Source organism: Mesobacillus sp. LC4 (genome assembly GCF_053543455.1).
The window spans coordinates 414,798-428,717 of record NZ_JBGCUB010000004.1; the positions used below are offsets into that span (position 1 = coordinate 414,798).

A 13,920-nucleotide genomic window follows, 5' to 3' on the forward strand; every position below is an offset into this window, starting at 1 on the left:
ATGCAATGGAAAAAAATCGTCATCGAGGACCGCTTTCTATCTATATTGGCTTTTCTCGGAATCCTATTGCTGATTGCAAGCTTTTACATAAATTCCTGGCTGATGTTTGGAACAGGGTTGATGATCCTGTTTATTGCTGGTGGGAATACGTATTATCTGAAGCATATTGGAGAAGGTCTGTTGTTTGATAATCAACGTAAGCGGAATCGCTTTTTTATCGGAGACAGAGGAGAATGGAATCTACAATTTCTCAATCATGGTCTTCCAATCATGAAAGGCAATCTCTCCATCTATTTTGATAGTGCGGTTGTCCCTGTTTCAGGAGAGTATCATATCCATTCTTCAAAGGTGGATGTAAGCCTGCCATTTTCGGTCGGACAAAAAGAAAAAGTCAATATCACTATCCCTTTTGCCGCAGAAAAGCGAGGATTATCAAAAATCAGGAAAATAGAGCTCCATATACCGCACTTCTTTGGTTTCGGAGATACGATCCTTGAGTTCACTGATGTTATCAATATGGAGGCCCTTGTCTATCCAAAAACAATTGCAGTGCAAAATATGGATAAACACAAATCAGTTAAGCCTGGCCATAATCCATCCTTTTTTTCATTGTTCGAAGACAATATGGGACCTATAGGCACACGGGATTATTTGCCAACAGACAGCTTCAACCGAATCAATTGGAAAGCAAGTGCAAGGAAAATGGTCCTGCAAACGAAGGAATATGAGCGAATTAATGAGGCGGGGGCCGTATTGTTCGTCAATATTTCTGATGGCTACTCAGTGACCAGCAAGCTTGAATTTTTGATGAGCAGTACAGCGGAAATGGCCTATTACTTTCATCGAAGAAACATTCCCTTCTCGCTTTGCATGAATATTAGGTCTGCTGGATTCACGCCGTTTACTTATCTGCCATTAGGATCTGGTAAGGACCATCTGCAAAAGCTTCTTGATTTGCTGGCAATGGCAGATTTCCATTCACCAACGATTCCGTATGAGCAGCTGCTGTTCTTTTATAAAAGGCATTTACCGATTGCACCGACCATGATCCATGCCGGTATTCGGACAACTGGAGCAGATGCAATGGTCCAGGAATGGAAAAATACTGGTGTCCAGTTATTCGAGCTGAGATCGCATAATGAACAGGCATTACTTGAGCCGTTGAAAATTTTATTGAAGGATGTGGCAGGGAAATGAAAAGCCGGATCTTGAATGTCTTTTTCCGCTTTTATATTGAATGGACCTTTGCAAGCCTCATTCTGGTTGTATTCCATTTACTATCTTCCCAACAAATGCCTTTGCTCTCAACGATGATCATGGCCGCAACAGCTTCCATTCTTTTTAAGCTTTTATTGGAGTTGAAGCCGCAAATTGCAAAGCCTTTATATTTATTGGCGGTCATGCCACTTCTTTTCGTTGCAGGCAACTTAAGCAATCTGGGAAATTTCTATACTGGGATTATGGCTATATTTATTTTTTGGAGAGTACTTAAGTTCCATCAAGATTCAACGAGCCATTCAGAAAGTGTATGGCTTGTTCTCACCTTTCTGATTGGGTTATTTGTTTCGCCGCTTGCTTATTTTTATGGCGGGTCATATCTGATTCAAATTGTATTCCTTCTAATCTTCCAGCTGCTGTTTATATTGTCAGGACAATTTTTTCTGAAGTGGATGGATATAGAAGTGCACTCGAAAAAAAGATTTTTCGTCACGTACTCTAAGCTCCTTGGGGTTATTATATTGCTTGTTTCAGTTATCACATTCGGGAGAAATTTAATAAAAGATATTTTCTTTTATGTTCTTCAATTGATTGGGTGGACACTCTCCTTCTTGTTATATCCACTTTTCTCCTGGATTGGTTCTCCTGAAATGCAGGCAAGAGCCAATAAAGCTTTTTCGGGACAATTGCCGAATATGGAAAATGAATCACCTATTGAGCAGTCCAAGCAAGTTTTTGACCCGAATGTTTGGGGGCCTATACTGTTCGTAGTGCTAATTATCATAGGATTTTACTTTATTTATAAAAGAACAAACCTTTTTAGCAGGTCACAGGAGGAAGAAGCAGTAGAACCAGGATATGTCACCACTACCTTTGTTGATGGTGCAACAAATGGCAGTGATTTTACAAGAAGAAAGAAGACAATACCAGACAATCATATTAGGAAAGAAATTTTCCAGCTGGAAAAATATGCCCATAAAAAGGAATTGGGCCGGTTTAACCATGAAGACATAAAAGAATGGTTCGATAGGCTTAGGATACAATATGACCCACGGACAATCCAAACGTACGAAAAGGTCAGGTATGGAGAACAGCTGGACACCCAATTAGAGGGCTGGTTCATGGATGAAATAAAAAAAGTGAGAAAACAAATCAACACAATCGAAAAGTTAAAGAAGGAAGAAAGCAAGACAGGATTGAAAGGAAACTTTAGACACTTTTTTAGACGTTAATCTGTTTTTGTCACAATTTCGTTAAAATGAAAACGTTTTACTGAAAAAAATGCTCTAAACCTTTAAAAATCAAGGTTTTTTCATTGTCTATGACTATGCAAAATGCTATTCTTTTGTGTGGGATGCCAATCCATATTCCTGAGGAAATGATTGGAAACAATATATGGTGTGAAAGAACAATACAAATGGGTAAAATACAAATATCATTTTGGCTAGGCCTGAGTCTTGACCTTTCGCTGAATTGAACCATTTAGTTTGGAAAGGCATCATGTATAGTCATCTTAAACAACTATTTAAAAGGAGACTGATATAATATGGTACAAAAACAATTCAAGGTTGTTGCTGAAACAGGAATCCACGCACGCCCTGCTACAATGCTAGTACAGGCTGCAAGCAAGTTCGATTCAGAAGTACACTTAGAATATAAAGAGAAAAAGGTTAACCTTAAGTCAATCATGGGTGTTATGTCATTAGGGATCGGCCAGGGAGCAGAAATCACAATCATCGCTGAAGGAAGCGACGAGCAAGATGCTCTTAATACATTAGAAGAAACTTTGAAAAAAGAAGGTTTAGCTGAATAATGGGCTTTCTTCAAGGTATTGCTGCTTCAAACGGCATTGCGATCGCGAAAGCCTATAAGCTGGTAGAACCGGATTTTTCTTTTGAAAAAACGACAATCGATGCGCCTGCTGAAGAAATTGCCCGTTTCCAATCAGCACTTCAGACAGCAAAAGCTGAGCTGGAAAAAATCCGCGACCATGCAGGAACTGCTTTAGGAGCTGATAAAGCAGCCATTTTTGATGCTCACCTACTAGTATTAAGCGATCCAGAATTGATTTCACCCATCGAAGATAAAATCAAAACTGAAAATGTCAATGCAGAGCATGCATTAAAAGAAACGGCAGATATGTTCATTGGTATGTTCGAGTCTATGGACAATGAATATATGAAAGAACGAGCGGCAGATATCCGCGACGTAACAAAACGGGTATTAGCACATCTGCTTGGAATTCAGATTCCTAATCCTAGCATGATTGCTGAAGAAGTTGTTATCGTGGCTGAGGACCTGACTCCTTCGGACACTGCTCAATTGAATCGCCAGTTTGTCAAAGGCTTTACTACGAATATCGGTGGCCGAACTTCACACTCTGCAATCATGGCTCGTTCAATGGAAATTCCTGCAGTTGTAGGTACCAAGGCAGCAACAGAAGAAATCAACAATGGGGATATCGTCGTTGTTGACGGATTGAAGGGCGAAGTTCATTTCAATCCTACTCCTGAAGTGCTTGAAGCCTATAAGAAGATCCAAGAAGATTTCGAAAAGCAAAAAGCTGAGTGGGCTAAACTTGTCAATGAAAAGTCTGTAACGGCTGATGGCCATCATGTTGAACTTGCAGCGAATATCGGTACACCTAAGGATTTGAAGGGTGTAGTTGAAAATGGCGGCGAGGGTGTAGGTCTTTATCGTACAGAGTTCCTTTACATGGACAGGGACCAGCTTCCTACTGAAGAAGAACAATTTACAGCTTATAAAACTGTGCTTGAAGGCATGGAAGGAAAGCCGGTTGTTGTTCGTACATTGGACATCGGCGGCGACAAAGAACTTCCATACTTAAACTTGCCAAAAGAAATGAATCCTTTCCTTGGCTTCAGGGCTATTCGCCTTTGCCTTGAGGAAGTGGATATCTTCCGTACACAACTCCGCGCGCTATTGCGGGCTAGTGTCCATGGCAATCTGAAAGTGATGTTTCCTATGATCGCAACTCTGAATGAGTTCAGGGAAGCGAAAGCAATGCTTGAAGAAGAAAGAGCAAAATTGGTTAAAGAAGGCGTCGAGGTTGCTGAACACATTGAGCTCGGTATCATGGTTGAGATTCCTTCCACTGCAGTCCTTGCAGACCAGTTTGCTAAGGAAGTCGACTTCTTCAGTATCGGGACAAACGATTTGATCCAATACACAATGGCAGCGGACAGGATGAACCAGCAAGTGTCATACTTGTACCAGCCATACAATCCATCGATTCTTCGTCTTGTAAAAATGGTCATTGATGCGGCTCATAAAGAAGGTAAGTGGGCTGGAATGTGCGGAGAAATGGCCGGTGATGAAACAGCGATTCCAATCCTGCTTGGGCTCGGCCTTGATGAGTTCTCAATGAGTGCCTCTTCCATCCTGAAAGCACGTTCATTGATCAGGAACTTAAACAAAGCAGATATGGAAAAACTGGCTTCAAGCGTTCTCAACATGAGCACTACTGAAGAAGTGGTCGAAGCAGTAAACAAGGCTGTTTCTTTGTAACATATCTGTAATATAAAAAATGTTTTAACCCATATAGGGCGGGTATATATGAGTAAGCACTTTGGTTAGACTGAAAGTAAGCTAATCATTCTCATTTTCCCCCAGATTTGGCCGGCTGTTCATCAGCCGGCATTTTTTTGTGTTAAAAAGCGTTTAAGTGCAATCTGAATAGGATGGGAAGTGGCAGGATAGCAGTTATATAGGGACCAATCTTCGTACAGGGGTGAAGTGAAAAACGAAAAAGCTGTCAAAAGAAAGAGCAGCTTTAGACAGGTTCATTAGGAAGAGCATCAAAGCTGTCAAAAGTCAGAGCAACTTAAGACAGGTTCGAAGGAAAAAGCAGAAAAGCTGTCAAAAGAAAGCTTAACTTAAGACAGGTTTGAAGTGAAAAGGCGAAAAGCTGTCAAAAGTTAGGTCAACTTAAGACAGGTTTGAAGTGAAAAGGAGAAAAGCTGTCAAAAGAAGGAGCAACTTAAGACAGGTTTGAAGGAAAAAGCAGAAAAGCTGTCAAACGCCAAAGCAACTTAAGACAGGTTCAGAGGAAAAAGCAGAAAAGCTGTCAAAAGAAAGGGCAACTTAAGACAGGTTTGAAGTGAAAAGGAGAAAAGCTGTCAAAAGTTAGGTCAACTTAAGACAGGTTTGAAGTGAAAAGCGGAAAAGCTGTCAAAAGTTAGGTCAACTTAAGACAGGTTTGAAGTGAAAAGCGGAAAAGCTGTCAAAAGTTAGGTCAACTTAAGACAGGTTCAGAGGAAAAAGCAGAAAAGCTGTCAAAAGAAAGGTCAACTTAAGACAGGTTTGAAGCGTAAAGCAGAAAAGCTGTCAAAAAAAGGAGCAACTTAAGACAGGTTTGAAGTGAAATGCGGCAAAGCTGTCAAAAGAAGGAGCAACTTCAGATAGGTTCATAAGGAAGAGCGGCAAAGCTGTCAAAAGTCAGGGCAACTTAAGACAGGTTCAGAGGAAAAAGCAGAAAAGCTGTCAAAAGAAAGGTCAACTTAAGACAGGTTTGAAGTGAAAAGCGGAAAAGCTGTCAAAAAAAGGAGCAACTTAAGACAGGTTTGAAGCGTAAAGCAGAAAAGCTGTCAAAAAAAGGAGCAACTTAAGACAGGTTCAGAGGAAAAAGCAGAAAAGGTGTCAAAAGAAAGCCTAACTTAAGACAGGTTCGAAGGAAAAAGCAAAAAAGGTGTCAAAAGAAAGCCCAACTTAAGACAGGTTCAGAGGGAAAAGCAGAAAAGGTGTCAAAAGAAAGCCCAACTTAAGACCGGTTCAGAGGAAAAAGCAGAAAAGCTGTCAAAAGAAGGAGCAACTTCAGACAGGTTCATAAGGAAGAGCGTCAGAGCTGTCAAAAGCAGCAACAATTCGGGCAAGTTCTGAAGACCCCACTCCGCCCCTTATGGTTCTAAATAAAAAAACTGCCGAAAACCGGCAGCTTCTAAACTTTAAATGGATTCTTCCATTCCATCAGCATCCCATAATTCAATGACTCTTCGTCTTCCAGATAATTTGCCACTGGTTTGACCGGGGTACGGCCGCATCGCAGCAAGAAGGAAACGACGGGGTCCTTCAATTCGCCTTGAAGCACTTTTTCTGCATATTGATCTATGGTCATGTTGGCGGAGTGCTGGTGGTAGCCTGGCATCCGGCCGCCACCTAAAAGTCTATCAAGTCCTAGTTGGACGACTGTCTCATACATAGATTGCATCATCCACTTTCCAAGACTAAGTTTACGGTAAGCGGGGCTTATACAAATATCGACAATATAAAGGGTATTGCCTTCCGGATCATGACTCCGAATGTAACCGTTATCGGTTATGTCTGCCCACGAGTGGTCTTCATCGCCTTTTGCCAACTGAACAATCAAACCAGTTATGGATCCGGCGATTCGCCCTTCAATTTCTACACAAAGTGCTCCTTCCGGAAATAAAGTGATATGATTGTTCAGCTGTTCTGTATTCCACAGGAGTTCTTCTGGAAAAGGTGGAGGAAAGGCTTCCTTTTGTACCGTAATCAGCTGCTCAAAATCATCTTTTGTATAACTACGGATGATTGCTTTTATTGGTTTATTGCTGTCAAATACATAGAGCTCTTTATAAAACATAGCCGCACCTCTAAACATAGTATAGACATAGTATAGGTAGTTTTTTAGCGCAAGGTCAAATCGAACAACCCCAAGTTTTTATCTTTATCAATGTTTATCTGATAAGATAATCAAAAATCAATATTCAAGGTTTGGGGTTACTGCTGTCAGGGTACACTAATATTGCGCATAAAATGGTAGATCGCTCTGGAGGCCGAGAAGTTAAATTCTCGGCCTTTTGCTATTTCAAGTGTTAAAATATATCTAAAATATATAAGGGAAGAAGGAGTGCATATGCTGTCTAAGGAAGATACGGTGATTGGTTTTATTGGTACTGGAGTTATGGGGAAGAGTATGGCAGGGCATTTACTTGAGGCGGGCTATCAGCTCACTGTCTACACTAGAACGAAGGAGAAGGCAGCTGATTTGCTGGAAAAAGGAGCTGTTTGGTCAGATTCACCACGTGCCATCGCACAGAAGGCAGATGTCATTTTTACGATTGTCGGGTATCCCTCTGATGTGGAGGAAGTGTATTTGGGTGAAGACGGACTGGTCGCCAATGCGAAGCCAGGCAGTTATTTAATTGATATGACGACCTCGACTCCTTCACTGGCAAAAAGGATTCATGAGAAAGCCAAAGAGAAAGGCATTCACGCAATCGATGCTCCTGTTTCTGGAGGTGATATCGGTGCCCGTGAAGCAAGGCTCGCGATTATGGCAGGCGGTAATAATGAGGCTTTCCTTCAGGTCGAACCTCTCCTCAATATCCTTGGAACGAATATTGTTCACCAGGGTGAGGCTGGTGCCGGGCAGCACACGAAGATGTGCAACCAAATTGCAATTGCCACCAATATGATTGGTGTATGTGAAGCGATTATTTATGCAGAAAAAGCGGGTTTGGATCCGGAAACCGTATTGAAGAGCATATCGACGGGAGCAGCAGGCAGCTGGTCTCTTTCCAATCTGGCACCTAGGATGATTGACGGAAATTTCGAGCCAGGGTTTTACATCAAGCACTTTATCAAGGATATGAAAATCGCCTTGGATGAAGCAACGCGGATGGATATGGAAGTGCCTGGTCTGTCGCTTGCATTATCATTTTATGAACAACTTGCGGAAAAAGGCGAAGAAAACAGCGGCACACAGGCGCTGTATAAGTACTGGAAACAATCATAATATTTGCTAGTCATAGACCCCTCCCTTGGTAAAGATACTAAAACCTAAAGGAGGGGTAATCTATGGCTAAAAGGACGAAAAAGAATGACCCGCAGCAAAAGAACAAAAAAGGGTTCGACTCTGCTGTCATCGATTCTGAATTCTCACATGAGATTGGCAGTGCAGCGACAAATAAGATTCACAAGGATAAGGCGAAAAAAGAGAAAGCTCCAAAGAATAACGGGAAATACAAGGGGTAAATATCCCTTATTGCTTGTACCAATCCAAAAAAGACTGCAGGCAAACACGATTTTCATCGAGTTCAACTACAGTCTGAGCCGTTCCAAAGCAGGAACGGCTTTCCTTTTAGTTCAAATACTTTTCCAAACGGTCAAGTCCTTCTTTTAGCGTGTCCATTGAGTATGCGTAGGAAAGGCGGAAATATCCCTCTCCATATGCAGAAAAAGCACTTCCTGGAACGACTGCCAACTTGGCTTCATTGACCAAATTCATGCAAAAATCGAATGATGAAATATTGGATACTGGGTTTTTGACAAAAAAGTAAAATGCGCCATCAGGCTTGATTACCTCAAGACCCATTGACTGCAGTCTGTTGAAAACATAATCCCTTCTTGAAGCATACTCCTTTTTCAACGGCAATGCGTCATCAATCCCGGTTGTCAAAGCCTCTAATGCAGCCATTTGCGAAATCGAAGTTGCACATGTCACATTGTATTGATGCACTTTCAAGATATGTTCTGCAAGATATTCAGGTGCAAAAAGCATGCCTATCCGCCATCCGGTCATTGAGTGGGATTTGGAAAGACCGTTAATGACAATTGTTTTTTCTTTCATGAACTGGGCAATGGAAATATGCTGCTGCTCGTAAACAAGCTCACTGTATATTTCATCGGCAAGTACAAAGATGTCCTTGTCCTTTAGCAGCTGGGCTATTTCTTGCAGCTCCTCCTCATTCAAACTGACTCCTGTAGGATTCGATGGATAGGGAAGGACGATACATCTTGTTTTATCAGTAATCAAACCTTCGATCAGTTCTGCAGTCATCTTAAATTGTGTATTCCTGATATCCGCATAGACTGGTTTGGCACCACATAGCTTAATGATTGGTTCATACCCTGGGTAAACAGGACCGGGGATGATGACTTCACATCCCTCTTCAAGAATGGTCCTGAAAGTTATATCGATAGCCTCGCTCGCGCCAACTGTAATGATCGCTTCATGTTCGGCCGAATAATCTACATTATATTTTTTTCGATAAAAATCAGCTGCCGCTTTTCTTAACTGGATCAGTCCAGCATTATGAGTGTATGTAGTGATGTTCTCATCTATTGCGTTCTTGCCAGCTTCTTTGACATGTTCAGGTGTCGGAAAGTCAGGCTGGCCTATAGTCAGTGATACCATGCCCTCAACATCTGCCACCATATTAAAGAATTTCCGGATTCCCGAAATTTCAATACTCTTTACTCTATCGTTAATTAAATGTTCCACTTCTTTCATCCCTCCGATTGCATATCATTATTTTACCATGATGACCTCCAAAGGTGTAAAAATCGTCGCCTTAAACAAAGAGGTAAATTCAATAAAGTGTAGAATATTATTAATGGAGTAACCAAAAGGAGTGGTTTGATTGAACTTGGAACAAATGAAAGCACATTATAAAGAATTTGATGGATGGATCCATTCACTAAAAGGACTATCGGACGCGGAGTGGAATATGCCTCTGGGAGAGGGAAAGTGGTCTGTTGCAGCGGTTGTAGCGCATTTGCTTCTCTGGGATCAATACTCATTAAAAGAGAGATTCCCTTATTTTAAAGAAGGAGCTGATCTGCCTTCCTATCCTGATTTTCAGGGTGTTAATGACCGTGCTCGTGAATATGCAGAAAATACGGCCACAAAAGAGCAAGTTTTGGATGAACTTCTGGCAATACGAAAAGTTTATCGTGAAATGCTGGACCAAATGGACAGTGAGAAGTTGGCCGTATCATTTAGGATCTCCAATCACCAGCTGACAATAGGGACATACTTTGAAGACTTCATCCAGCATGACCTTCACCACCAAAAGCAAGTCAATCAGGTATTAGGCAAGACACTGGTTTAATATTTTGAACATGACAAACCGAATTTTCGGTTTGTTTTTTTATTGAATAGTTTAGGAATATTTTGGATATGTGTGGAATTAATAGAAATACATACATAAAAAAGGGGAGTAAAAATGAAAAGGGTGATGATGTTCTTATTAGCAATAACTTTGATATCTGCATGCAGTCATACTCCAAATACTTTACAGGAAAAAAAAGAGCAAAAAGCTCGTTTAGGAAAGGAACATGTAAGCAAGGAAACATCTGTTGAGAAAAAGATAGTTGGAATACCTGAATACCCCAAGGCTGCCCAGAGAAAGATCGTAAAGGGGGGACCTGATGATTCCATTTCCAACTTTAAGCCAGATCCAATACAAAACGAAAATAAAGCAACCTACAATCTTGATTTAACAATGGATTCCGATGAAAAGTTTACAGTGTCTGCTGAAGTGAAGGTAGAAAACACCTCCAAAGATGAGTGGAATGAAATAGTGTTTTATTTTATACCAAACGCATTCACGGAGGAAAATAAGCCTGAATCCTTGGAAGATGCTGCAGAGGTATCTATTAGCACTATTGAAATCGACGGGGACAAAGTCGATTATCTGTTAGACCATGATACACTGTATCTTCCTCTTGAAGAGAGCTTTAAACCAGGGGAGGAAAGATCGGTTACGGTAAGGTATACATTAACTGTCCCAAAGTTTGGATTCCGTTTATCAAACAATTTTAACAATATCTATTTGGCTGAGTGGTATCCTATGCTCGCAACCTATCACTCTGGATGGAGAAAAGAAGATTACATTGTATCAGGTGAATCTTATTTTACGGATTATAGCGATTTTAAGGTGAGATATAGCCTGCCAGAAGAATATATGGTTCTGAGTACAGCGGATAATGACCCTGCTACTCCTTCTGCCAGTGGTGAACTTGAAGCTCAAAATGTGAAAGAGTTTTACATGGCTTTAACCAAGAATATGGAAGTAGTTCAACAAACCGCTGGAGAGGTTGAAGTGAGAGTGGCAGGAGTGGCTTCTACAGAAAGCCTAAAACAAATACTGGAGAAATCTGTTGATGCATTAAACTATTTTTCCGCCAAACTCTCTCCATATCCACAAAAACAGATTGATATCATAGCGGACGAAGGTGGGATGGAATACCCTGGGATTGTGACAATCGGTCCATTTAATGAAGGGCATAAAGATGAAGGAAGAGGTTCACAATATTTTGCGCTTATCCATGAAATAGCACACCAATGGTTCTATGGAACTGTTAACAATGATCCGTACTATGATGTGTTTATTGATGAAGGCTTAACGAATTTTGCCACCTACCTATTTTTAATCGGACATGACAAAAAAACACCCGAAGAGACCTTTGCATTTGCGGAACAACATGCAGCAAGAACGACCGCACTCGCTCATCTGCCTTTGCATGAATATCTAAATGGAGGCTTTATGGGAGCAAATTATGAAATACCTCCTTTGAAGCTTTGGGAGCTTACAGGTGGGGAAAAAGAGGCATTCGACTATTTGAGTAAATATGTTGAACTTTATTCTTATCAAGCGGTTGATACAGCTGAATGGATTCGTTTTACCAAATCCTATTTCAAAATAAATGATGATCAATTCTTTCAGGAATGGATTTCCTACGAATAGATGAAGATTGGGCATTCATATGAGTGCCCTTTTTGAGTTCTAATAGAGGGTTTTATAGTGTCGCTTTTATTTCAGCTAAACAGTTCATTTTCAATAGCCGATAATAGGTATATGGTACTTATTTTATATAGTGAAGGAAGAGCATGATGAATGATAATAGTATTTTATTAGAATCAGGCACGAATGAACTTGAAATTGTCGAATTTGGCATTGGCCAGAATAAATTTGCGATAAATGTCATGAAAGTCAAAGAAATTCTCAACCCTGTACCGGTAGTGGTGATTCCGAACGCCCATCCGTATGTGGAAGGAATCATGGAGTTAAGGGGCGAAGTGTTGCCAGTCATCAATGTCGCAGCGGCGTTAGGACTTCAGGAATCGACGAATCCGCAGCAGGATAAGTTCATCGTTGCAGAATTCAATCAGCAGAAGACTGTTTTCCATGTCCATACGGTTTCACAAATCCACCGCATCTCTTGGACTCAAATAGAAAAGCCGTCAGACATGTATCAGGGGCAAGAGAGCCAAATAATCGGAGTAATAAAGCTTGGTGGAGATATGGTCCTATTTCTGGACTTTGAAAAAATCCTTCTTGAAATCAATCCTGAATCTGGAATCAAGGTGAGTGATGTCAAAAAACTTGGTCCAAGAGAACGCTCTATGAAAAGAATCGTGATTGCCGAAGATTCGGCCATGTTAAGGAAAATGCTGCACGAGACCCTAACTGAAGCTGGATTCCAGTACCTTGAATTCTTTGAAAATGGCCAGGACGCGATTACATACCTTGAACACCTTGCGGAAAATGAAGAAGTCTTTTCAGAGGCAGTACAGCTTGTCATCACAGATATAGAGATGCCGCAGATGGATGGACATCATCTCACAAAAAGAATCAAAGAGCATCATATCCTTGAAAAACTGCCTGTCATTATTTTTTCATCTCTTATCACAAATGAATTGCGCCACAAGGGCAGCGTTGTGGGAGCGGATGCCCAGATTAGCAAGCCGGAGATCAGTGAACTGGTCCTGAAAATTGATGAGTTGATTTTATAGGCTGAGTAACAAAAAAGAAAGCTGGTTTCCAGCTTTCTTTTAAGGGTAACGCTCTCCAAGCTTTTTGAATACTGGTTTGGCATATTTCCTCGTCTTGCCGGCTGCATTGGTCTCGGTGGATTCCTTCAAGCCTGTGTAGGTTGACAATAACCTTTTTGCACTAGTCAATGAAATGGAAGCACGTGGATTCCTCACTGACTGATCAAGCTTTCCTAAATGAGGGAGCTGCTCGAAATCCTGTTTAGTCGGCGGGATATGGAAGGTATATTGACCGCAAACAACTAGGACGTCTGATTGCTGCTGGCTGTTTCTCGGGTTGTTGGAAAAGTGAAGCCCGGTTTTTTTAGCTTTGCCTTCTTGCAGCATCTTTTTAATCGCATCATGTTTTAACTGATATAAAAATTTTGGGTTTGGAGCAGTCTTGGCATGACGATTCACAGTGAAGATTGCTTGTGAGAGGTTCTCAATCGTTGGACGGAGTTGGGGGATCTTGTTCCTTTCGTTATACAATGGTTTAGGCTCCTTTCATTATTAAAGCAATGTTTTTACAAGGCTTTTAATCGCCTAATACCATTATACCCTTTATTTGGCTGATTGAGAAATAGTAGCCTTCGGATGCAGGACTATCGTGTGATCGTTACTCTGGTTCCATTCGGTACTTGCCTTGCCAACTCTAGTACATCCTTATTATGCATGCGAATACATCCCTTCGAAACGGCCTTGCCAATCGATGCGGGATTGTTTGTACCATGTATGCCATAACCGAGCTTCGATAATGACAGCCACATGACGCCGTATGGGCCGCCGGGATTAGGTTCCCTGTTCACAATCACAAATTCACCAACAGGAGTTTGCGTCAGCATTTTTCCAATACCGACCGGATAAGTTTTCACTTGTCTGCCGGAACGATAAAGTGTAAGCCTCTTACCGCTCAATGATACCGAGATTGAGAAAGGGATTGAAGCAGGGTCAGGGAGTCCCGGAATCAGGATTCGTTGGCCAGGATATATCAGCGCGGGATTTGTAATACTGGGGTTAGCTCCAAGTATTTGCTGAAATGGTCTGCGATAGTTTGCGGCAATCACTGCGAGCGTTTCGCCTCTTTTAACAATATGATACATAGAATCTCCTCCTCTATG

General features: G+C 41.2%; 13 protein-coding genes. 9 read left to right on the top strand and 4 right to left on the bottom strand.

Features of this window, described 5'->3' with window-relative positions; genetic code table 11:
• The 4 genes from AB5I83_RS15370 (at position 1) to ptsP (ending at position 4,746) form a co-directional block, all read left to right on the top strand.
• Positions 1-1,197, top strand: coding sequence for a DUF58 domain-containing protein (locus tag AB5I83_RS15370; protein ID WP_448976397.1), 1,197 nt, complete (start codon positions 1-3; stop codon positions 1,195-1,197).
• Positions 1,194-2,450, top strand: coding sequence for a hypothetical protein (locus AB5I83_RS15375; RefSeq protein ID WP_448976399.1), 1,257 nt, complete (start codon positions 1,194-1,196; stop codon positions 2,448-2,450). The genes AB5I83_RS15370 and AB5I83_RS15375 overlap by 4 nt, the downstream gene beginning before the upstream one ends.
• 314 nt (positions 2,451-2,764) lie before the next feature.
• Positions 2,765-3,031 carry a phosphocarrier protein HPr gene (locus AB5I83_RS15380; RefSeq protein ID WP_167831919.1) on the top strand — a complete coding sequence of 89 codons (267 nt, stop codon included), beginning with the start codon at positions 2,765-2,767 and terminating at the stop codon, positions 3,029-3,031.
• On the top strand, positions 3,031-4,746 hold the full coding sequence (gene ptsP / locus AB5I83_RS15385) for a phosphoenolpyruvate--protein phosphotransferase (protein ID WP_448976401.1): 1,716 nt from the start codon (positions 3,031-3,033) through the stop codon (positions 4,744-4,746). Before AB5I83_RS15380 ends, ptsP begins: the two co-directional genes overlap by 1 nt.
• Positions 4,747-6,175: 1,429 nt before the next feature.
• Here ptsP and AB5I83_RS15390 read toward each other — a convergent pair.
• The gene (locus AB5I83_RS15390) at positions 6,176-6,841 is read right to left on the bottom strand and encodes a GNAT family N-acetyltransferase (protein ID WP_448976402.1); all 666 of its coding nucleotides are present in this window, start codon (positions 6,839-6,841) and stop codon (positions 6,176-6,178) included.
• Between the two features lie 273 nt (positions 6,842-7,114).
• Between AB5I83_RS15390 and AB5I83_RS15395 the strand changes: the two genes are divergently transcribed.
• Both AB5I83_RS15395 and AB5I83_RS15400 read left to right on the top strand, forming a co-directional pair.
• The gene (locus AB5I83_RS15395) at positions 7,115-7,996 is read left to right on the top strand and encodes an NAD(P)-dependent oxidoreductase (RefSeq protein WP_448976404.1); all 882 of its coding nucleotides are present in this window, start codon (positions 7,115-7,117) and stop codon (positions 7,994-7,996) included.
• 62 nt (positions 7,997-8,058) lie between these two features.
• The gene (locus AB5I83_RS15400; RefSeq protein ID WP_167831916.1) at positions 8,059-8,235 is read left to right on the top strand and encodes a hypothetical protein; all 177 of its coding nucleotides are present in this window, start codon (positions 8,059-8,061) and stop codon (positions 8,233-8,235) included.
• A 106-nt stretch (positions 8,236-8,341) separates the two neighbouring features.
• On the opposite strand, the gene AB5I83_RS15405 is transcribed toward AB5I83_RS15400, so the two are convergent.
• Positions 8,342-9,484, bottom strand: coding sequence for an aminotransferase A (locus tag AB5I83_RS15405; RefSeq protein WP_448976406.1), 1,143 nt, complete (start codon positions 9,482-9,484; stop codon positions 8,342-8,344).
• Positions 9,485-9,623: 139 nt separating this feature from the next.
• Here AB5I83_RS15405 and AB5I83_RS15410 point away from each other — a divergent pair, with 139 nt between their 5' ends.
• The 3 genes from AB5I83_RS15410 (at position 9,624) to AB5I83_RS15420 (ending at position 12,781) form a co-directional block, all read left to right on the top strand.
• The gene (locus AB5I83_RS15410) at positions 9,624-10,094 is read left to right on the top strand and encodes a DinB family protein (RefSeq protein ID WP_448976408.1); all 471 of its coding nucleotides are present in this window, start codon (positions 9,624-9,626) and stop codon (positions 10,092-10,094) included.
• A 114-nt stretch (positions 10,095-10,208) separates the two neighbouring features.
• Positions 10,209-11,732, top strand: a complete 1,524-nt coding sequence (locus tag AB5I83_RS15415; RefSeq protein WP_448976410.1) for a M1 family metallopeptidase — start codon at positions 10,209-10,211, stop codon at positions 11,730-11,732.
• Between the two features lie 143 nt (positions 11,733-11,875).
• Complete coding sequence (locus AB5I83_RS15420) at positions 11,876-12,781, top strand: chemotaxis protein (RefSeq protein WP_448976412.1); 906 nt, start codon at positions 11,876-11,878, stop codon at positions 12,779-12,781.
• A 39-nt stretch (positions 12,782-12,820) separates the two neighbouring features.
• Here AB5I83_RS15420 and AB5I83_RS15425 read toward each other — a convergent pair whose 3' ends face one another.
• Complete coding sequence (locus AB5I83_RS15425; RefSeq protein WP_226644211.1) at positions 12,821-13,291, bottom strand: YkyB family protein; 471 nt, start codon at positions 13,289-13,291, stop codon at positions 12,821-12,823.
• Between the two features lie 113 nt (positions 13,292-13,404).
• On the bottom strand, positions 13,405-13,902 hold the full coding sequence (locus AB5I83_RS15430; RefSeq protein ID WP_167831911.1) for a L,D-transpeptidase family protein: 498 nt from the start codon (positions 13,900-13,902) through the stop codon (positions 13,405-13,407).
• Positions 13,903-13,920: the final 18 nt, after the last annotated feature.